Below are 16,156 nucleotides of genomic sequence, written 5' to 3'. Positions count from 1 at the left end.
AAGGGGTTAATCCCAGTCCTGGCTGAGTGCCGGGCGGGTAGCGGGAATGGTTTCGAGGGTATGCAGGTTCAAAAGCGTGAAGTAGCCTCGGTCCGGCATCCAGCCGGCGGTGTCGATGTGGTAAACGTTGCCCAGGACCGCTGGCCGCTTCATCGGCGTGTGACCCACCACTACCGCGCGCATGTCCGTGACAGGGGCGGTGTCGAAGTTCTCGACCCGGCTGCGCGACCACATGCACGTGTTCTGCACCAGCTTCAGCCGTTTGTTACTCTCCGGCGCTTCCAGCTCCTTTCGCATCTCGGCCCACGTATCAAAAACGCAGTCGGCATGCACGATGCCGATCAGGCCGCCGACTGTCTCGACCTCAATGGCGACAGGCAGCTCTCTGAACTGGACGGCGAACTCACGCTGTTCATCCCAGGCCAACCCGGCAAACCAGGCGCCGCCGTTGTAGACCCAGTTTTCCGCGTCGCAGGTGTCAAAGCGGCACACGTAGTCGTCGTGATTGCCCCGAACCGGGTGAAACCATGGCCTTGCTAGCCACTCAAGTACATCGCGGCACTCCGGGCCACGGTCAACCAGGTCGCCCACGCTGAACAGTCGATCCACGGCAGGATCAAAGCCGGCAGAATCCAAGGCGGCTTGCAGGCGGGTGAAGTGGCCGTGAATATCTCCCACGGCAAAATCGCGACCAGCAGGGTTCGCGGCGAAGCGCTTCACGCGCACCACCTCAATATTTTCGAGCATGCAGAAGTCCTCGCCCGCCGATCACCGGCAGGCTGCATAGATGGGAGGGAAGGGGTCAGGCTGGCTTGATGGGGTTTTGGCGTTTGCGTGCGGCGAGGACCAGCGCCTTCGAGGCCTTGCCCACGCCGCCTACAACGTCTTCTGGGAGAATGGCGGTGTTGCAGTGCGGGCATAGCGGCGCGGTTTTGGTACTGCGCCATGCTTCGTCCATCACTTTGGCCGCCCTGCTGCGCACTTGGAATTGCTCTGCTTCGGCCAGTTCTAGATGCCGTCGTTTGAGTGAGGCGGCTCCAGCGCTGAAAACCTGCACCAGGCCTATGAATGCGTCGAACGGCTCAACCTCGGCCTCGCAGTCGCTGCACCAGCACCGACGCTCTTTATCGTCGTAGACGATTTTCTTGTGCTTGCATGACGATGTAGGTCGGCGCGTCAGCCCTCGAGCAACCCGAAGGTCCTCAATCTGCACCACCTTCACACCGTAGATATAGTCCTGTGGTTCGATAGGTGCGCTCACGGTATCAACTCCTTGGGCACCTGCACGGTGTCGCCCAGGTTGTTGTGCACGATCGCCCGGCACGCGGCTATCAATGCGCTTGTTTGATGCCAGCCGTGGGACCTGGCGCCGTAGCCATCATTCGTCCAAGTGCACGCCGACCAAATGCCGGACGGCTCCCAGCCCGTGTGACGGTGCACAAGCGCCTGTGGCGATCTGACGGTGAGTTGATGCTTGTCGATCAGTGGCCCTCCAACCGCCCAGTCCGTCGACGGCGAGTACTTGCCGCCGGTGTCTGTCCGGTAGACGCGCCAGTCGGTGCCGTAGTGAGGGGCGGCTATGGCGACATCGATGCCCTCGACCTGGGCTACCGCCCAGTCAAGGGCGGCGCCAACCAGGGCGCTGGTCTGTGCCTCGATCAGGCCGGTCATCAGTATTCGCTCCAGTTGAGCTCTTGGATGTACTGGTTGGGGATCACGGTCTCCTCCGGTGTTTCGGTGACTGGCACCCGCAGGTTTCCGAAATACCCAATTGCTGCTCTAGCCCGCTCAAGGGCAAGCTCAGCGTGGGAAATCTGGTGCTGCTTGCGCGCCTTGTAGGAATGCAGCGCCTCGCTCTTGTCGGGGTAGGCGAATCTACGGCTGGACACCTTGAGCACTCGCTTCAGGTATTTTGGCAGACGGCCGCGCTCGATCGCCTGGCGCGCCACCAGCTCATAGCTTTCGGTGCAGATCCAGTAGCAGTGCTCGCTTTCGCGCACCACCACGTAACGGCGGCAGCTAACGGTGAGGCCGTCGGGCCCGATTTCATCGACATAGCGATAATGGTCCGGGCCAAGGGTTCTATTTTCCATGGGCATAGCTCCGCCACACCGCTACAGCGGCTGACTTTGAATTGAAGGGGAAGGGGTTACTTGGCGATGACGTCGGCGCTTGCGATGTAGCGGCCGAGGGGGCTGGCGATGATGCAGCCGAAGGCGAACCACATAGCTAGGACGATGAGGAGGGTCATGATGAATGCTCCTGATCCGCGAGGCAGGTGCTGGACATGCCGGCGCCGCCACCACCGCAGAAGAAGTCCACCACGATCTCATCATCTTGCGGATTGAAGCCAAGGCCGTACTGGGTCTTGAAGTCGAGCGGGTGTTTTTTCTGTTGTGCAGACATGCGCAGTCCTCACCGGTATATTCGGCGTTCAATCAAAGGAGTTAGTTATGGTTCCAAGAACTTGTTGTGAGGCAGGTATGACTGAAGTCGAAACAGAGGGTGTTACGACCAAACTCATTAACTTGGGACCGGATGAGCGTGGAGAAAATATTGTTACCGGCTACAGGTGCGTGGAGTGCGAGGCCAAATGGCTGCGCGTTCAGAAAACCGAATATCCTGATTCCGTTGTATGGAAAGAAGTGCTCTAAAGCGTCATCTCGACCTGAGACTCGCGCTGCCAGACTGGTGAACTGTTGTGGGCTTCGATTCTGTCGGCGATCACACAGGCTCGCTGGCCGGCGGTAGGCGGGGCATACATCCCAAAACGGCTGATGCTTCCACCATTGACCGCGGCGTTGGTGGAATCGGCCGAGGCGAATGGCAGGTGCTGGAAGATAGCTGGGTCGAGCATGCGCAGCCCGTGCAGGCGGCAGGCCGGCCGGCCTTGGTCGTCGCAGATGGCGTCCATGGCCGCTGCCATGCGCTTCCACCAAGCCGCGGTACCAGGCCACCGCCATTGCCCTGAACTGCCGAAGGCCACCATCGGCCACTCGCTGGCGAGCCGTTGCAAGCGCTCGAGCGATTCGTGCAGATGCCACACTGGCACGCCGCGCAGCGCCCTTGGCCACGCTGCGAGCAACGCATCGTTCGCCGCTTCATTCCCATCGATCACATCGGGGATCAACGCCCAGTCGAAGCCTGGGTGGCGGTGCCAGTCCTCAACCCAGCGGGTATAGCCGTCGACGTCGAGCGTGCCGCCCTTGTTCCAGATCGAGAAGGCGCCGTTGTCGAAAACGAACGATTGGCAAACCTCAGCGACTATGCCTACGTCGTCTTGGCGCGGGAAGGGCACCAGTGCGTGACGACCAGCAAGGAACCTAGCCCCATCCTGCCGGGTGCCCCCGACCGGGGTACCGTGGTAGTGGATCATCCGCTCAGCCTCACCGTTTCGATCTCGACGCCTTGGTGCACAGCCTTGATGGTTTGATCACCGCCGAGGCGCTCTGCCAGTTCATCTGCGATGCGCTCGTGATAGCCGGATTTGATCAGCGCCGTAGCGGTCCGGATGTGCTCGACCATCACCACGGCCAAAGAGCGAATTTCCAGGCTGTAGATGATCGTGTCTCCGTCCGAAGGGCAGGTGGCCTTGAACGTGTGCCGATAGATGTTCATGGATACTCCAGACAGCCGCCCGCCTGCCGAGGCGTTCAGCGTGATAGGTGAAGGTGGGGGAGGGTCGGCCTTTCAGGCCAGATTGCTGTGCGAGGTCAGAACTTCTGGCAGGCACAGTTCAGGTCGTTGCACTTGGACTGACCAACCCAGTCGGGCATTGAGTCGCCCTCGTATCGTTCGGTAGAGGAATGGGTGAACCCGCTGCGTCGCAGGTCGTTGATGAACCTGCCTAGGTCTGCGGCATTGTCGGCGCGCTCCGGCTGATCCCAGCGGCTCATCACAATGCGACCACAGTCGGTCAGGCCGTGGTCCATACGGCCGAGGTACTTTCGGTTGCCGCTCATTCAATCACCTCATCACCGTCACACGCGCTCGGATAGCCAGCCTTGGCCAGCTTGATCACCTTTTCAGCATTATCGACCAACTGCGGATACTGGTCGTTCCAGTTCTGCTTGTAGGCCTTGCCGAGCATTTCTTCGAGCGCCGCCAGCAGCTGGGGAGCCGAGCGCATCAGGTACGCGTTGGACCAGGTCTCATCGCCAATCACGGGCTTGATGCCGTTGTGATCCATGGCGCCCAGGCTGGCGATCTCAAAGTAATCGCCGTCGCGCTCGACGCAAATCATGTAGTCCTGGCGATCAACAAGCCATTCTTCTCGGGTGTGCATGGCAATCTCCAGATATGCGCCGCCCTCCGATATCTCGGTGAGTGGCAAATAGGGGTGGGGTTATTCGTTGCAGATGCGCAGTGCTTCGCGCTGGTAGGCGATTTCTAATTTGCGCGCCACGTTTTCAGGAATCACATATTTGTGGCGCGGAGGCAGCTGAAGCATTTCCAAGGCCCGTTCAGGCCCTATGCGGTGGAGATGATGAATCATCAAGGTCAGCGCCTCGCCCTGTTCCTCAATGCCCGCCCACTGCATCAGCTCGGCCAGCGCCTGCTTTGTGCCTGGCCGGACCTTCAGCCGCAGATCCTCTTCCCGCAGCCTGGCCGCCTTGTCGTGCCGGCGCTGGTCCCGCTCTTTCTGTGTCATACCCATCACAAGGCTCCTTCAGTCCGCTGGGCGGGATGTGAAATTGCTCTACACGGCGACGCCAGGCTTTCTGCTTGATCATCCCTTCCTCGGCTTCGTCGTGCGCAGAGGAAAGTCGATGGCGTACTGGTCGACGATGCGAGAGAGGACCTTCTGAGTGATGCCGATCTGTTCTGCCGCATTGCGTCGTGTGCATCCGCTGGGAAGCAGAGCTTTGATCTTCGCGACGATCGCCAACTCGTCTTCAATCTTGGTGCGGGTGCCGAAGCGGATCTTGTAGTCAGTTGAGATCCGCCGGATGCGGCCACGGCGCACGCCCAGCGCTTCGGCAATCTCAACCTGGCCCATGCCTTGGTTGCACATCTCGCGCACCTGGGGAGCGAGCTTGGCATCGAGAGCGCGCTCCGCCTCGTGGCTTCGGGCGAAGACCATCTTGTTCTCCGAGGCAATCCGGCTCAGGCGGTGCTGAGACACGCCCAAAGCCTTTGCCGCCTCGACCAGGCCTACGTCCAGGTAGGCAACCAGCTTCGCGGCGATACCGTCCTCGAACGCTTTCTTGCGAGCTTTGTTCGCCACCTTGATAGCAGCGTTTCGCTTCGGGGCCGGGGAAGGTGTCCCGTCCGCTGGGCAATCAAAACGCACAGAGGTGGACTGGATGCTTTCGCTGTTGAATGGAGTCGGGTTGAACAGGCTGCGGCTGATGGGTACAACCTCAACCACTCGCGCTGCTTCGTAGTCCGCCATCGCCCGAGCAAGCCAGGCGCGTTCGGTGTCCTTCTGTTGGATGCTGCTGAGCTCGAGGCTGATCATGCTGCCACCTGCTCCAGGGTCACCCCCGGCATGCTGAATTCTGAGCCCTTGGCGTCAACCAAGTCGTCGAGGGCTTGCCAGTTGACTGTAAGGACCGCAATAGGGACTTCGCCGGCGGCCACGGCTTTCACCAGCGCTTCAAGGTCGGTCACCCGCGCTTCAAGCTTGGTAGGCTTCGGCGCTACCTTCGCGGATCCGGTGACCTGCCGTACGGCAGCGGGTTTCGGAGTCTCTGCCACTGGCGCGGCTGCCGGCTCAGGCTTCACCTCTGCGGCCATGGCCGCAGCGGCCTGCTCGTCAGCGATACGCTGCAACTCCTGCTGGCGGATCTGCTCGCGTTGAACCTCGAGCTTCTTGGCTTCTGCGGTTTCGTGCTCGTTGATCCGCACCTTGATGACCGACACCAGGTCATCGTTATCCTTAAGCACCAGCTGCTGGGCGTCGTTGAACAGGAAAGCGTGATCCTTGGCTAGGCTGCGCAGGCTGTCTAGGTTTGCGCGGATTCCGTCGCCGATCTGGCTGGCTTCGATCTTTGCCCGGGCCAGTTCCGAGTCGGCGGCATCGCGCAGGCTGCTGATGGTCTTCTTGCCCTTGATGGCTCCGGCGAAGTCGGCCTTGACGACAGGCATGCGCACCTTGCCGCCGAACGAAATGTTGATCTTGTCCAGATGGTCCTGCAGAGCCTTGGCCGCGCTGATCACGATCTCGTCGCGAATGGCTACCTTGCGCGCCTTCACCAACTTGTCCAGCTCTAGGCGCTTCGCCCGGGCTTGCGCGCTGATCTCGTCGATAGCGCGGAAGAGGGCGTCGATGCTTTCGGTCTGGCTCAGGGCGTGCTGCTTGGCTGCGGCGAGGCGCTCCTCGACATCACCACACCATTTGATTGTCTTCTCTGCGTCAGCGAAGTGCTGATCCGTCTGCAGGTCGGTGTTGATGCCATTGAATACGGCCAGCGAGTGAGCCTTGAATTGCTCAAGGTTGCTAGCGGTGACCATGCCGGTGACTTCGATGCGCAGCGCTGGCAGGCTTTCTGGTGATACTCCAACGGATACGGCAGCGGCAGGCTCGGATTCGAAAGCGGCGAGGTCCACCTCGAATTGCTTCCAGCCTTCCACTAATTGCTCAGCGCGGCCCGGCACTGGGCGGTACTCCATCGATACGAAATTCTCTTCCGTCCCGTCGGAGCAAACGAAGATCACCATCTCGGCACCGCTTACAAGAAGCTGCTGCTCCAGCTGCCAATAATAGTGAGGCTCAAGCTGGCCTGCGCGCACCTGGGCGACCAAGGATTCGTTCCAGAGCTTATGTTCGAAGAGGATCTCACCAAGCATCGTTGCGCCGTCCATAGACGCGAGCAGGTTGCCGCTGGTGCCCACGATCGGGAACAGGTCTTCGCCTATGCGACCTTCGACGATTGGCCGGGCCAGCGCCTCGGTGGCATGACCGCGGTCGAAGATTCGCTGCTGCTGGACGGTCACTTCCGGCACGATGCCGGTTTTCTTCATGCTCAGCAGTTCGGTGCGGGTTTGGTACTTCGAAGCGCCCATCATGGCCGGGGCTTCAGAAGCAGTTCGGTACTGGGCGCGCAGAGCATGCCATTCAGCTGAGCCCTGAGCTACGTTATGAATTTTCATGCGGCTTCACCTTCGATGGGCTTGAGCTGATTGATGGTGTCGGTCTGCTCTTGGGTGAGCGTGTACTTGCTGCTCACAGTTGCAATCAGGTGTTCAGGAGATGAGCGACCAGCCTCGACTGCAGCCCGCCATTTCGGCAGGTTTTCCTGCAGCTTGGCGTCTGGGTAGGTTTCAAGCGGTTCGGCCTCTATAGGCTGCTCAGGTTGACGTTGAGAAGCGACCTCGCGAGGCCCTTCCTCGAAGACCTTGCCTTCCATCTCGTCGGCAGTTGGTACCGACCCTACCTCTGGGAAAGCCTTGCGAAGTGCTTGTGCTTCTGCACATTTCGCAAGCTGGGCGTATGAGCGCTTTTTCCACATCGCATTCGGCGCTGCGGAGTCTCTGCTTGCTGTGGCGTAGTTCTCAAGCCAGCGCTCGTTGGCGGTGTACTCTGCCACCAAACCATTGCTCATCTGCCGTTTGACCGTAACGCGGCACCACTCTGGAAACGTCACATCGACATTGCCTAGCTTGAGGCTGACGGGCGGACCATATTCCGGCTCGCTGATACCTGCGTACTGGCCGGTGCGTGCCGCTTGAATGCGATACAGGCCAACACCGGGCATTACGGTGTCCACCATCTTCCCGGCTGCCTTGCTCCAGATCGGTACGATGTGCACCGGCTTCAACATCGGATCAAGTTGAGCTGCCTTGCAGTAGGCAAGCACCATCACGACCGAGTTGCGAGCAGCACCGGGGTAAAGGCTACCGCTGAGAACCTCTACAAGAGCGTCCTCGGACATGGCCGGCATATGCTCGGCTTGTTTGATTAGTGCGGACACGGTTGCTCCTTGCGCCATACCGTCACCGGGGCGCTGCGATTGAATGGGGAAGGGGTTATTGCATCAGGCGGGTGGGTTTTCCGCCCAAGGCGCTGGAGGCGGCATATGGAAAGGCAGCGGGGTGTAGCTGTTCCCATAAAGGACCGCCTGAAACAGCGCAATCCGGTGATCTTTCGGCATGATGTTCAGCAGTTTGGCTATTGAAGTAGCTGCCAAGAAGCGCCTGTAAAACTGATCGCTAAAAGTGATGATCAGGTTCAGATCGCCGTGAGAGAAAGACTGAAAAGTGAGCTCTTCCTCGCCCAAGTACTCGCTGATATCCCCACAGTCACTGCCGTCATTGTCGAAATTGTGCTCAACAAGTCTTGGCTTGAGGTGCGTCTCAAAGAGGTCTTTGTCCGTGAGAACAAGCACATCCTGATCTGTGTTGGTGGGCGGCGGGTTGCAGGTAATGCGGCTGCCTACAAGCTGATGGTTGAGGCAGGCGCCTTTCAGAACACCAAGTTTGGTTTCCATTTTCATGCTCGCACCTCATAGCTCAGCGTCCACTCACCACACAGGCAGGCCCTGCGGCTCCATGCCTGGGGATTAGAGATGTGGGCGCGCTCGGCGGCCTGCATCGCATCCCACATGGTCAGGCCTTTGAAGACCATCAACACCCGATCGTCTGGAATGGCCATGTGAGCGGGCAGTTCTTCGATTTGTTCGTCGACCAGGGATTTGACCGGTGCAGTACTCATGCTGCCTCCTTGCGCTGTCCGCAGACCTTGCGGAACCGAACGCAGTAGTAATGGAAGTCCTCGACGTCGATCGCCTGCTCTTCGAGCGCCTGGACGATCTTCCGCTCGACGTAGCCCTCGTAATGGGGTGGAGTCGAAGGGTGCTGCAGCTCGTCGAGCATTGTGGAAAGCTTCGAGTGGACGCTCAAAATCCGCACTCCTCTGATTCGCGCTGCCACTGCTGATCAAGCTCAACGGCGCGCTCGGCGTGTGGCCGCAGCAGGTCCATGGCGATCCCCTTCAGCGCGGTACGGCTGCCCATCAGGTATTCAGCGTTGGCCCGTCCATCGAAGCGCGTGCCCCACACGAGATTGGCGATCACCAGTCGGGCGAAGGCGTCGCGCTGGTCTTCGCCGGCGATCTGACGGTCGACCAGGTGCGCCTGCACAGCAGTAGCAAACTCGTCCGGAGTGACCTGGCCTTTGTCAGCCTTGCGATAGCCCCACTCGACGGCTTGGCCGTCCATGAGGCGCTCAGCGCTGGCTTCCAACCATTCGGTTTCGACCAGGTCTTCGTTGACCGGCGCGGGAAGGCGGTTGTCATACTCCGCCTGGGCGATCTGAAGTGCGTTCATGCGCGAATACTCCTGAGCATCTGCCGCGCCAATTCATGAGCGTGCGCAGCATCCGCAAGGCACTGCTGGGCGTACTTGAAGTCGCAAGCGACCATGAAGCTGCGCGCTCGCGCGGTGTGGCTGAATGCAACGTCAAAGCACTGCTGGACCGCCGACCGTGGCCAAGCTTGGCGTGAACGGCGGCGCGGAAGTTTCTCCAATCGTTTGGCCATGGTGGGGTCCTCGGTGGGTTAGTCGGTGTAGGCGATGTACTTGAAGTGGCCGTTGCCGAAACGCTCGAACCGGCCACCGAAGGTGCCAGTTACCTCTCGCTCAACCTCTTCGCGGCTCATGCTTACGGGGTATACGCCTTCCTTGATCATTGAGGCGTTGGTATGCGGGGCATAGCGCCAACTGACCTTCGTGTTATCCAGCGGGGCATTCCTAAGTCGCTCCCATTCTTCGGCCTGCGCTTTCCAAAAATCCTTTTCCTTCTGGCTTAATGGCTGTGGCTCGGGAGCTGGTTCTTCCGACTCTTCCCATCCGCAAGCCTCGCAGTAGCCGCGTGGCGCGGTGCATGCCCCGCAGGGGGGATTGATGTGACAACTGCAGTTCATAACCTTGTGCTCGCCGATAACGCCCGCGCAGCCTTCACGACCGCAGGCTTCACCTTCGCAATATCCAGGTTCCATGAGTGATCCTCTGACCGCATTGGTCGGATGCCAGGCAACAGGGACCAAGCTGGGCGTGAATAGCCAGCCTGGCACCCGCCGATGCGGTCGTGTGGGTTGGAGTGGGTGCAGGACCAGCAGAAAACCGCAGGCCGTGCAGGTGGTGCAGGCGAAAGCCCGAGAATACCCGGGCTTTCCAATTCCGATCTCTCAGAGTCAGGAGTTTTTGGCGGGACACTGATCACCAGAATGATCGTGGCCCGATGGGTGTTCGCCAGCGCTCGCGATGGATGCGCAGCGGATCGGTTGGCAGGCCGCTTTCAGGAGGCGGTTCTGGCCGCGCATGGCTGAGCGCTGCGCCGATCAGGATCAGTAGGAGCATGTCGTTCTCCGGTTGGGGTGATGCAGGTGGGCGGTTATAGGCCGCAGAATCGTCCGCATCGGTGGTGTGATCTGGCCGGGATTCGAACCCGAAAGACTTACGTCGATTTCAGCAGCGCTACCTTGTCGACAGCACCCCGCACGCAGGGCACCCCTGTCCCAAGCGAGGCAAACGCCAGATCACACCCCGATGGGCACTCTTGCGAATGCCAACGGGTGGGTCAGGCGGCCTCAGCTTCATCCGCCTTGGATTTCACACCGCAGAAAGGGCAGAAGTTTGCCGATATGAAAGTGTTGACCTTCACCGATTTCATCCCGCCGGCCTTCTTGGGAGCTTTGTACTCGCCTTTCACGTCGACCTTGAAAATCCAGTTAACTCCATCGTCACCGAAGGTCATGCCGTAGCCGGCCAACTCGATTTCGAACCCTTCGCTGCCTTGTGGAGCTCGAGCAACCACGTGCTCCCTTACGGCCTCAAGGTATTTGTCTTTGCAGTCGCATTGCATGGTCGTGCCTCCGTTGATTTCCAAAGCGCCCGGTCGCCCAGGCGCTTCAGTAAATCGTTCGGTTTCCGCTGGCACCGCATAGCGGGTCATTCACTCGGTTCGAGCCTTTCGCTCTAGTCAGCCGTCGAGGTGCGCCTCGCGTTGGTAGCCTTTCGGGGCTATCTGATCTCCGGTCGCCGTAGAGGCGGTGCCGTCTTTGTTCGTGTTGCGCGGATTGTTAAAGAGCGGACCGATCCGCTGAGGGCCTCGTGAGGGGCTGTTGCGTCTCGATGGGTGAACAATACGTCAGCGTATCGATTGCGTCAATACGCCTGCGTATTATTTTTGATGAGAGTCTGCCTCCCCAGGAATGAGCAGGCGGGCATGGCATGGATTGCGGTAAGGAAAAAGCAGGTCAGGGGGTTTATTGGCGCGGAACCGATACGGCGCCGTTGCCACTTCCAGGGGCCGGACGGCAATGGAGCCCCTGCGAAGAGAGGGTGGGGATTCCATTTTCTGGATCCCCAGAAAATGCAGCGCTAGGTCTGATGAAGAGCGAGGGGTGGTGTGGCGAGCATACGGAGGGAAACACAATCAGATCGATATTCCGAGCTCTTATCCTGCCGTATTTGATCGACCGAAATCCCTATCAGGGCATCGGGGATCGAGCCACGCCATTCCTGCACGCCATCCACTATCTGGTTCCCATGACCGCTGTTGGCATTGACGGGATAATTAGGAATGAAAAGCGTGTTGATGCGGCGGCAATGGCTGCTATGCACGGCCTGATTAACGATAGGATTAGCGAAGCAGATAGTGTTCAGCGCGACTTTGAAAAAATCTGCTTTGAGTCAGGAGCAGTCTGGCCTAAAGCGCCATCCGGTAAGGCCAGCGTTAAACAGTTCCTTGAGGCTGTGCCAGTTAGTTTCTGGCACAGTCTGCTGGAGATATACTCCAGGTATGATGGATCTTTATCGAATGGATGGCCGGACCTGGAGCTGGTGAAAGAAGGCCAGGTGCTGCTGGTCGAGGTAAAAGTCCAAGACCGCCTGACAGCACATCAGCGAGTCACAATCCCTACGCTGATAGCACTGGGTCTGAACTTTAGGCTGCTGCGACTGATCAGGGCCTGAAATTCATCAGCCTAATATTGACCTAGGCCACTTGGCGTCGACGACCTTCCCAACTATCACCCATGTGTCATCGACCTCTACGGTTGGGAAGGCGGGGTTTAATGGCTTCAGATAAGCGCGACCTGAGTCCCATATAAACTGCTTGAAGGTGGCCTCATCGGTATCGATCATCCTTGCGACAACATAATTTCCTGTTTCTATATCAAAGTCTGGCGCAACCAAAATCACCATCCCCTCAATAAAAGATATACCTCCCTGCGACGTCATCGAAGGTCCGCGAACCTTCAACCAAAAGCCACGCGGCCCCGCCCAGGCGTCAGATGGGTGCTTCTCGCAATTCGCTATGTTGGCTAACTCTTCAACTTCCATTGGCATCCCAGCCTGTACCCAGCTTATCTCGGGGTATTCGTGATATCGAGTGGGGCTCGCTACAGGCTCCACGTTGAAGTCCGCCGAAACCCTATCCTCGGCAGTCCCGCCGTCCCAAAGCCATTTGCTGGAGACCCGAAGAGCTTTCGCAATCTTTTCAACATTGTCTCTTCTGGGTGATCGCGATTCTCCAGTGATAATCCTGTGAACCGTCGGTTGCGTCACGTTGGCTTGACGCGCCAGCTCGCCCTCGCTCCAGCCGCGAGCGCCCATTTCCGAAGCTATTCGATCCCCAATGCTCATTCGACACCAATAGAAAAACGTATTGCGGGAGTGTATTGCCTTCGCTAATACGCCTGCGTATCATGCGATCAATACAACGCCGTATCGGAGGCACGAAAATGACCGTGCAAGAAATGCTGAACAGTCTGTTTGCGCACGGCTTCTCCCAAAAAGCCGTCGCCGATCGCGTAGGTACCACGCAGCCGACTATCCACCGTGCCAGCAAAGGCGCTGGGGTGAAGTACGAAACCGGCAAGGCCGTGGAAGCCCTGTACGAAGAATCGATTAACAAATCTGCCGCTTAAACCACTTCATCAGCCACAAGGAGCAACACATGTACGACGAGCCACGCCACCTGAAAGACCGGGAGATCAAGTCCCGCTACGACGACGAAACCTACGAGGCCCTCAAGGCCGTAGCGCGCCTGCACAAGCTGCAGCTCGCCGTGTTCGTGCGCATGTGCGTCGAGGAGAAGCTGGAAAGCATCGTTGAGCGCGATGTTACCGCTAACCAACAAGTGGGCTGAAGTCCCTGAAGGAGGCTACGTGCCTGAAACAACCATCAGCCATGGGATCCTCGCTCGTCTCTACGAAAAGCTTGAACGGCTGGCCAAAGCCGAAGGCATGACGCCCGACGAACTGGCCGCAAAGCTTGGCGCAGAACGGTTCTTCGAGAAGACCAGGCCAAAGGGGGCAGGGAAAATCCGCAACCTGCCAGTAGCAAAGCGAGCGCCTGCAAAGAACTCGACAGGCCCTGAAAAGGGGGAGGGAGGGACTGATGAAGGCCCCGAATAGCTCTGCCACAAACCGCAGACGAAAAAAAACCACCCGGCCAGGTGGTTCTTTGTACTGCATTCGTTACAACTCTGTGAGGTGAATAATGACCGAATCCAACAGAAAAGCCAAGGGCCTAAGCAGTCCCGCGCCACAAAATGATGGTGATGAAAACGTGGCGCGCACTATGTCGTCGCGGGAGATCGCAAAACTGACTGGGAAGCGGCACGACCACGTCATGCGCGACATCCGCAATATGCTCACTGAGCTCAAGATCACTGACCCCAGTTTTGGGGGCAGCTATCTCGATGGATCAGGGCGCTTACTGCCGTGTTTCAACCTCGACCGCGAGCTGACGGAGACGCTCGTCACTGGCTACAGCGTCCCGCTGCGGCACAAGGTCATTCGCCGCTTGCGTGAACTTGAAGAGCAGGCGGTTACTCCGCCAAAGAAGATCAACGGCGCCAAGGTAAACGGCGAGATAGCGATCTTCGAGTGCTACACGCGCCTGCTCAAGCCATCACCCTCCAGCCAGATGGCCATGCTGAACCGGATCGCTGCAAATAACGGCCTGGAGTCCAGCTTCTTACCAGGCTATGCCATTGATGCAGCCCCAGACGCAACTGGCGGCTCGTCCATGCGAACCCTCCCCTTGACCGACTTGCTGAAAGAGCAGGGCATCCGAAGCACTGCCAGGGTATTCAATCGTCACCTTGAGTCACGTGGAATCATCAAGAAGTGCCAGCGCAACAGCGCCAAACGCGGCGTCGTCGAATTCTGGTCGATCACTGAAAAGGGCCTCCATTTCGGCAAGAACCTGACCAGTCCAAATAGCCCTCGCGAAACCCAGCCTCACTGGTACGTCGAGCGCTTCGCTGAGCTGGTGGAACTTATAGGGGAGGGTCGCCTATGAGTCGTGTAACCGTGGTTATCGAAGGCGCTACCGCTCCTATCAGGCTCGGGATGCTGCTGGCGGGCGGCCGTATCACAAGCGCTCATATGGGCGACTACTCCGATTACCCAGAACTGCTTGATGCAGCTAAGAGCCTGCATCGCGCCTTGTTCTATTACAACCAAATGCCGGAAGGAGAGCGGCTCGCCATTGAGCGCAGCACTCGCGACCTTATAGCAAAACTGGAGGCCCAATGATGGCCCGCATCCGTACCGTCAAACCTGAGTTCTGGTCGAGCGAGCAGGTAATGTCCTGCAGCCCGCTGGCGCGCCTGCTCTTTATTGGCATCTGGAATTTCTGTGACGACGGCGGCAACCACCCGTTATCGCCCCGGACAATCAAGGCCCTGGTCTTCCCTGGCGACGACATCACCACCGACGAGGTGAGCGCGCTGCTCGATCAATTGGAGGCTGCAAGCCTGACCTGCAGCTACACCGCCGAGGGCAAGCAGTACTTGCATGTCATGGGCTGGAAGCACCAGAAGATCGAGAAGAAGAATTTCAAACACCCTGCTTTTCCCGCTGCATTCGACGACGAGTCGGAGAGTGGTCGCCGACAATTCGTCGAGGAGTCGTCGACTGGTCGTCGATCGCTCGACCCCGGAAGGGAAGGGAAGGGAATAGGAGAAGATCAACACAACACACTACGCGCGAGCGATGAAAATTTGTCCGAGCCGGTCGACCCAAAGTCGCCTTGCGAAATGACACTTGAGTGGCAGCCCGATACCCGCCTGCTGGCAGCCTTTGCCAAGCGCATGGGCCTGGCCGTGTCCCTGTTCAACCATGAGGCAATCGGCGCGTTTGTTTGCCATTACGCTGCGTCAGGACGCTTCGAGACGCAGCAGGCATGGGTCAGCCTACTGGTGAAGTGGATCAAGCGCGACACGGCCACTGGCGCCGCTGGAGCGAGCATCCATCCGTTCCCTGTGCGCAAGACCAGCGAACCTGACTTCGACGACACCTCATGGGCTGATGGCCTTGTGGTGAAGACATGAAGTCCGTGAACCAGCTGATGGCAGCAGCCACGAATCTGCCGGCGGTCGAGCCCACCCAGGCTATGCCCGTCTGCCCGGAAACTACCGAGGTCGTCAATGCACTGTTCCGCAAGCTGCGTGGGATCTTCCCGGCTTGGCGCCAGGCATGGCCATCCACCGAAGCGCTGAATGCTGCCAAGGAAGAATGGATCAAGGGTTTCGCCGCCGAGGGTATCCGCTCGCTCGAGCAGATCGAGTTCGGTATCCAGAACTGCCGCAAGGCCAAGAAGCCATTCGCCCCGAGCGTCGGCGAGTTCATTGCCCTGTGCAAACCTAGCCCGGAAGACTTCGGCATGCCGCCAGTGGCTGACGCATGGATCGAAGCGCTGATGGGCACCTACAGCCATGAAGCCGTCCACTTGGCAGCCAAGGCCACCGGCCTGTTCGATTTGCGCGGCGCCAAGCAGGACGACAAGGGACTGCGCCAGCGCTTCGACCGCAACTACGAAGTGATCCTACGCCGCGCCCAGGAAGGCCAGCCACTCGACGGCAAGATCCTGACCGGCATCGGCCACGACAGCCAGAAGAGCGAGCTTGAGCTGGCCAGTGAGCGAGCAGATCGGCAGGCGCGTGAGCGGATCATTCAGCAAGGCATACCAGCGGACGGCGCCTCGGCGCGTGCGTTGTTGATGGCGAAATTTGGCAAGCGGAGGGCTTCGTGATGAGCATCGTTCGAGAAAACCTGATGACACGTTCGGGCTACACGCCGTACTGCGGCGGCGAACGCTGCAGGACCATGCCGCGCACTAGCTGGAACGGACGCCAGTTCAGCTGCCAGCAATGCGGCTGGGTCTCGGCATTTTCAGCTGAGTTCATTGCTGAATATCGC

31 protein-coding genes are annotated in these 16,156 nt (G+C 59.0%); 10 read left to right on the top strand and 21 right to left on the bottom strand.

Features of this window, described 5'->3' with window-relative positions:
- Positions 1–6: 6 nt before the first annotated feature.
- The 5 genes from BLV18_RS12220 to BLV18_RS22395 form a co-directional block, all read right to left on the bottom strand.
- The gene (locus tag BLV18_RS12220) at positions 7–747 is read right to left on the bottom strand and encodes a metallophosphoesterase (protein WP_090358849.1); all 741 of its coding nucleotides are present in this window, start codon (positions 745–747) and stop codon (positions 7–9) included.
- A 55-nt stretch (positions 748–802) separates the two neighbouring features.
- Positions 803–1,261, bottom strand: coding sequence for a hypothetical protein (locus tag BLV18_RS12215; protein WP_090358847.1), 459 nt, complete (start codon positions 1,259–1,261; stop codon positions 803–805).
- Positions 1,258–1,671 (bottom strand): phage protein NinX family protein, encoded by a 414-nt coding sequence (locus tag BLV18_RS12210; protein ID WP_090358845.1) that lies wholly within the window; start codon positions 1,669–1,671, stop codon positions 1,258–1,260. The genes BLV18_RS12215 and BLV18_RS12210 overlap by 4 nt, the downstream gene beginning before the upstream one ends.
- Positions 1,671–2,093 carry a hypothetical protein gene (locus BLV18_RS12205; protein WP_090358843.1) on the bottom strand — a complete coding sequence of 141 codons (423 nt, stop codon included), beginning with the start codon at positions 2,091–2,093 and terminating at the stop codon, positions 1,671–1,673. Before BLV18_RS12205 ends, BLV18_RS12210 begins: the two co-directional genes overlap by 1 nt.
- Positions 2,094–2,247: 154 nt before the next feature.
- The gene (locus tag BLV18_RS22395) at positions 2,248–2,406 is read right to left on the bottom strand and encodes a hypothetical protein (RefSeq protein ID WP_167375898.1); all 159 of its coding nucleotides are present in this window, start codon (positions 2,404–2,406) and stop codon (positions 2,248–2,250) included.
- Between the two features lie 77 nt (positions 2,407–2,483).
- Here BLV18_RS22395 and BLV18_RS22390 point away from each other — a divergent pair, with 77 nt between their 5' ends.
- Complete coding sequence (locus BLV18_RS22390; RefSeq protein WP_167375943.1) at positions 2,484–2,654, top strand: hypothetical protein; 171 nt, start codon at positions 2,484–2,486, stop codon at positions 2,652–2,654.
- Here the strand turns inward: BLV18_RS22390 and BLV18_RS12200 are convergent.
- The 12 genes from BLV18_RS12200 to BLV18_RS12145 form a co-directional block, all read right to left on the bottom strand.
- Complete coding sequence (locus tag BLV18_RS12200; protein ID WP_090358841.1) at positions 2,651–3,376, bottom strand: hypothetical protein; 726 nt, start codon at positions 3,374–3,376, stop codon at positions 2,651–2,653. The genes BLV18_RS22390 and BLV18_RS12200 overlap by 4 nt on opposite strands.
- Positions 3,373–3,618 carry a hypothetical protein gene (locus BLV18_RS12195; protein ID WP_090358839.1) on the bottom strand — a complete coding sequence of 82 codons (246 nt, stop codon included), beginning with the start codon at positions 3,616–3,618 and terminating at the stop codon, positions 3,373–3,375. The genes BLV18_RS12200 and BLV18_RS12195 overlap by 4 nt, the downstream gene beginning before the upstream one ends.
- A 95-nt stretch (positions 3,619–3,713) precedes the next feature.
- Positions 3,714–3,962, bottom strand: coding sequence for a hypothetical protein (locus BLV18_RS12190; RefSeq protein WP_090358837.1), 249 nt, complete (start codon positions 3,960–3,962; stop codon positions 3,714–3,716).
- Entirely contained in the window at positions 3,959–4,285 is a 327-nt protein-coding gene (locus tag BLV18_RS12185; protein WP_090358835.1) for an XkdD/Y8K6 family phage-associated protein, read from the bottom strand. Before BLV18_RS12185 ends, BLV18_RS12190 begins: the two co-directional genes overlap by 4 nt.
- A gap of 60 nt (positions 4,286–4,345) precedes the next feature.
- Complete coding sequence (locus BLV18_RS12180) at positions 4,346–4,657, bottom strand: hypothetical protein (RefSeq protein ID WP_090358833.1); 312 nt, start codon at positions 4,655–4,657, stop codon at positions 4,346–4,348.
- Between the two features lie 72 nt (positions 4,658–4,729).
- Entirely contained in the window at positions 4,730–5,461 is a 732-nt protein-coding gene (locus tag BLV18_RS12175; RefSeq protein WP_090358832.1) for a hypothetical protein, read from the bottom strand.
- Positions 5,458–7,095 (bottom strand): YqaJ viral recombinase family protein, encoded by a 1,638-nt coding sequence (locus tag BLV18_RS12170; RefSeq protein ID WP_090358830.1) that lies wholly within the window; start codon positions 7,093–7,095, stop codon positions 5,458–5,460. Before BLV18_RS12170 ends, BLV18_RS12175 begins: the two co-directional genes overlap by 4 nt.
- The gene (bet, locus tag BLV18_RS12165) at positions 7,092–7,904 is read right to left on the bottom strand and encodes a phage recombination protein Bet (protein WP_090362256.1); all 813 of its coding nucleotides are present in this window, start codon (positions 7,902–7,904) and stop codon (positions 7,092–7,094) included. The genes BLV18_RS12170 and bet overlap by 4 nt, the downstream gene beginning before the upstream one ends.
- Before the next feature lie 75 nt (positions 7,905–7,979).
- A complete protein-coding gene (locus BLV18_RS12160) occupies positions 7,980–8,438 on the bottom strand; it encodes a hypothetical protein (RefSeq protein ID WP_090358828.1) in 459 nt (152 codons plus the stop codon).
- Entirely contained in the window at positions 8,435–8,656 is a 222-nt protein-coding gene (locus BLV18_RS12155) for a hypothetical protein (RefSeq protein ID WP_090358826.1), read from the bottom strand. The genes BLV18_RS12160 and BLV18_RS12155 overlap by 4 nt, the downstream gene beginning before the upstream one ends.
- Positions 8,653–8,844: a hypothetical protein gene (locus BLV18_RS12150; protein WP_090358824.1), complete on the bottom strand. Its 192-nt coding sequence runs from the start codon at positions 8,842–8,844 to the stop codon at positions 8,653–8,655. Before BLV18_RS12150 ends, BLV18_RS12155 begins: the two co-directional genes overlap by 4 nt.
- Entirely contained in the window at positions 8,841–9,269 is a 429-nt protein-coding gene (locus BLV18_RS12145) for a hypothetical protein (protein WP_090358822.1), read from the bottom strand. Before BLV18_RS12145 ends, BLV18_RS12150 begins: the two co-directional genes overlap by 4 nt.
- Positions 9,270–9,304: 35 nt before the next feature.
- On the opposite strand from BLV18_RS12145, the gene BLV18_RS22385 reads away from it, so the two are divergent.
- On the top strand, positions 9,305–9,445 hold the full coding sequence (locus BLV18_RS22385) for a hypothetical protein (RefSeq protein ID WP_167375942.1): 141 nt from the start codon (positions 9,305–9,307) through the stop codon (positions 9,443–9,445).
- A 54-nt stretch (positions 9,446–9,499) separates the two neighbouring features.
- On the opposite strand, the gene BLV18_RS22230 is transcribed toward BLV18_RS22385, so the two are convergent.
- The 3 genes from BLV18_RS22230 to BLV18_RS12140 all read right to left on the bottom strand — a co-directional run bounded on the left by BLV18_RS22230 (position 9,500) and on the right by BLV18_RS12140 (position 10,896).
- On the bottom strand, positions 9,500–9,940 hold the full coding sequence (locus BLV18_RS22230) for a hypothetical protein (protein WP_139211020.1): 441 nt from the start codon (positions 9,938–9,940) through the stop codon (positions 9,500–9,502).
- A 220-nt stretch (positions 9,941–10,160) separates the two neighbouring features.
- The gene (locus BLV18_RS22380; protein WP_167375941.1) at positions 10,161–10,301 is read right to left on the bottom strand and encodes a hypothetical protein; all 141 of its coding nucleotides are present in this window, start codon (positions 10,299–10,301) and stop codon (positions 10,161–10,163) included.
- Between the two features lie 220 nt (positions 10,302–10,521).
- Positions 10,522–10,896, bottom strand: a complete 375-nt coding sequence (locus BLV18_RS12140; RefSeq protein WP_139211019.1) for a hypothetical protein — start codon at positions 10,894–10,896, stop codon at positions 10,522–10,524.
- 278 nt (positions 10,897–11,174) lie between these two features.
- Here BLV18_RS12140 and BLV18_RS12135 point away from each other — a divergent pair, with 278 nt between their 5' ends.
- Positions 11,175–11,918: a VRR-NUC domain-containing protein gene (locus tag BLV18_RS12135; protein ID WP_139211018.1), complete on the top strand. Its 744-nt coding sequence runs from the start codon at positions 11,175–11,177 to the stop codon at positions 11,916–11,918.
- Between the two features lie 6 nt (positions 11,919–11,924).
- Here BLV18_RS12135 and BLV18_RS12130 read toward each other — a convergent pair whose 3' ends face one another.
- Positions 11,925–12,590: a LexA family protein gene (locus tag BLV18_RS12130; RefSeq protein WP_090358815.1), complete on the bottom strand. Its 666-nt coding sequence runs from the start codon at positions 12,588–12,590 to the stop codon at positions 11,925–11,927.
- Between the two features lie 98 nt (positions 12,591–12,688).
- On the opposite strand from BLV18_RS12130, the gene BLV18_RS12125 reads away from it, so the two are divergent.
- From BLV18_RS12125 to BLV18_RS12095, 7 genes are all read left to right on the top strand, one after another.
- The gene (locus BLV18_RS12125; RefSeq protein ID WP_090358813.1) at positions 12,689–12,874 is read left to right on the top strand and encodes a helix-turn-helix domain-containing protein; all 186 of its coding nucleotides are present in this window, start codon (positions 12,689–12,691) and stop codon (positions 12,872–12,874) included.
- Positions 12,875–12,903: 29 nt separating this feature from the next.
- Positions 12,904–13,095, top strand: a complete 192-nt coding sequence (locus BLV18_RS12120; protein WP_090358812.1) for a hypothetical protein — start codon at positions 12,904–12,906, stop codon at positions 13,093–13,095.
- 19 nt (positions 13,096–13,114) lie between these two features.
- Positions 13,115–13,363, top strand: coding sequence for a hypothetical protein (locus BLV18_RS12115; protein ID WP_090358810.1), 249 nt, complete (start codon positions 13,115–13,117; stop codon positions 13,361–13,363).
- 85 nt (positions 13,364–13,448) lie between these two features.
- Positions 13,449–14,255, top strand: coding sequence for a Rha family transcriptional regulator (locus tag BLV18_RS12110; RefSeq protein ID WP_090358808.1), 807 nt, complete (start codon positions 13,449–13,451; stop codon positions 14,253–14,255).
- Positions 14,252–14,491 carry a hypothetical protein gene (locus BLV18_RS12105; RefSeq protein WP_090358805.1) on the top strand — a complete coding sequence of 80 codons (240 nt, stop codon included), beginning with the start codon at positions 14,252–14,254 and terminating at the stop codon, positions 14,489–14,491. Before BLV18_RS12110 ends, BLV18_RS12105 begins: the two co-directional genes overlap by 4 nt.
- The gene (locus BLV18_RS12100; protein ID WP_208598856.1) at positions 14,488–15,288 is read left to right on the top strand and encodes a DnaT-like ssDNA-binding domain-containing protein; all 801 of its coding nucleotides are present in this window, start codon (positions 14,488–14,490) and stop codon (positions 15,286–15,288) included. Before BLV18_RS12105 ends, BLV18_RS12100 begins: the two co-directional genes overlap by 4 nt.
- Positions 15,285–15,989 (top strand): replication protein P, encoded by a 705-nt coding sequence (locus tag BLV18_RS12095; RefSeq protein ID WP_090358803.1) that lies wholly within the window; start codon positions 15,285–15,287, stop codon positions 15,987–15,989. The genes BLV18_RS12100 and BLV18_RS12095 overlap by 4 nt, the downstream gene beginning before the upstream one ends.
- The last annotated feature ends 167 nt before the right edge of the window (positions 15,990–16,156 follow it).

This window comes from Pseudomonas coleopterorum, from assembly GCF_900105555.1.
GTDB lineage: Bacteria > Pseudomonadota > Gammaproteobacteria > Pseudomonadales > Pseudomonadaceae > Aquipseudomonas > Aquipseudomonas coleopterorum.
The sequence above is the reverse complement of the archived record's forward strand: the minus strand, read 5'-3'. Positions and strand labels throughout refer to the sequence as shown.

Excerpts from the sequence above, each read along its gene's own strand:
- BLV18_RS22390 (WP_167375943.1), top strand. The coding sequence starts at position 2,484 with ATGACTGAAGTCGAAACAGAGGGTGTTACGACCAAACTCATTAACTTG.
- BLV18_RS12195 (WP_090358839.1), bottom strand. The coding sequence starts at position 3,618 with ATGAACATCTATCGGCACACGTTCAAGGCCACCTGCCCTTCGGACGGA.
- BLV18_RS22385 (WP_167375942.1), top strand. The coding sequence starts at position 9,305 with ATGAGCGTGCGCAGCATCCGCAAGGCACTGCTGGGCGTACTTGAAGTC.
- BLV18_RS12130 (WP_090358815.1), bottom strand. The coding sequence starts at position 12,590 with ATGAGCATTGGGGATCGAATAGCTTCGGAAATGGGCGCTCGCGGCTGG.
- BLV18_RS12180 (WP_090358833.1), bottom strand. The coding sequence starts at position 4,657 with ATGGGTATGACACAGAAAGAGCGGGACCAGCGCCGGCACGACAAGGCG.
- BLV18_RS12210 (WP_090358845.1), bottom strand. The coding sequence starts at position 1,671 with ATGACCGGCCTGATCGAGGCACAGACCAGCGCCCTGGTTGGCGCCGCC.
- BLV18_RS12160 (WP_090358828.1), bottom strand. The coding sequence starts at position 8,438 with ATGAAAATGGAAACCAAACTTGGTGTTCTGAAAGGCGCCTGCCTCAAC.
- BLV18_RS22380 (WP_167375941.1), bottom strand. The coding sequence starts at position 10,301 with ATGCTCCTACTGATCCTGATCGGCGCAGCGCTCAGCCATGCGCGGCCA.
- BLV18_RS22395 (WP_167375898.1), bottom strand. The coding sequence starts at position 2,406 with ATGTCTGCACAACAGAAAAAACACCCGCTCGACTTCAAGACCCAGTAC.
- BLV18_RS12190 (WP_090358837.1), bottom strand. The coding sequence starts at position 3,962 with ATGAGCGGCAACCGAAAGTACCTCGGCCGTATGGACCACGGCCTGACC.
- BLV18_RS12220 (WP_090358849.1), bottom strand. The coding sequence starts at position 747 with ATGCTCGAAAATATTGAGGTGGTGCGCGTGAAGCGCTTCGCCGCGAAC.
- BLV18_RS12110 (WP_090358808.1), top strand. The coding sequence starts at position 13,449 with ATGACCGAATCCAACAGAAAAGCCAAGGGCCTAAGCAGTCCCGCGCCA.
- BLV18_RS12175 (WP_090358832.1), bottom strand. The coding sequence starts at position 5,461 with ATGATCAGCCTCGAGCTCAGCAGCATCCAACAGAAGGACACCGAACGC.
- BLV18_RS12205 (WP_090358843.1), bottom strand. The coding sequence starts at position 2,093 with ATGGAAAATAGAACCCTTGGCCCGGACCATTATCGCTATGTCGATGAA.
- BLV18_RS22230 (WP_139211020.1), bottom strand. The coding sequence starts at position 9,940 with ATGGAACCTGGATATTGCGAAGGTGAAGCCTGCGGTCGTGAAGGCTGC.
- BLV18_RS12135 (WP_139211018.1), top strand. The coding sequence starts at position 11,175 with ATGGATTGCGGTAAGGAAAAAGCAGGTCAGGGGGTTTATTGGCGCGGA.
- BLV18_RS12105 (WP_090358805.1), top strand. The coding sequence starts at position 14,252 with ATGAGTCGTGTAACCGTGGTTATCGAAGGCGCTACCGCTCCTATCAGG.
- BLV18_RS12170 (WP_090358830.1), bottom strand. The coding sequence starts at position 7,095 with ATGAAAATTCATAACGTAGCTCAGGGCTCAGCTGAATGGCATGCTCTG.
- BLV18_RS12125 (WP_090358813.1), top strand. The coding sequence starts at position 12,689 with ATGACCGTGCAAGAAATGCTGAACAGTCTGTTTGCGCACGGCTTCTCC.
- BLV18_RS12185 (WP_090358835.1), bottom strand. The coding sequence starts at position 4,285 with ATGCACACCCGAGAAGAATGGCTTGTTGATCGCCAGGACTACATGATT.
- BLV18_RS12145 (WP_090358822.1), bottom strand. The coding sequence starts at position 9,269 with ATGAACGCACTTCAGATCGCCCAGGCGGAGTATGACAACCGCCTTCCC.
- BLV18_RS12155 (WP_090358826.1), bottom strand. The coding sequence starts at position 8,656 with ATGAGTACTGCACCGGTCAAATCCCTGGTCGACGAACAAATCGAAGAA.
- BLV18_RS12120 (WP_090358812.1), top strand. The coding sequence starts at position 12,904 with ATGTACGACGAGCCACGCCACCTGAAAGACCGGGAGATCAAGTCCCGC.
- BLV18_RS12100 (WP_208598856.1), top strand. The coding sequence starts at position 14,488 with ATGATGGCCCGCATCCGTACCGTCAAACCTGAGTTCTGGTCGAGCGAG.
- BLV18_RS12095 (WP_090358803.1), top strand. The coding sequence starts at position 15,285 with ATGAAGTCCGTGAACCAGCTGATGGCAGCAGCCACGAATCTGCCGGCG.
- BLV18_RS12140 (WP_139211019.1), bottom strand. The coding sequence starts at position 10,896 with ATGACCCGCTATGCGGTGCCAGCGGAAACCGAACGATTTACTGAAGCG.
- BLV18_RS12200 (WP_090358841.1), bottom strand. The coding sequence starts at position 3,376 with ATGATCCACTACCACGGTACCCCGGTCGGGGGCACCCGGCAGGATGGG.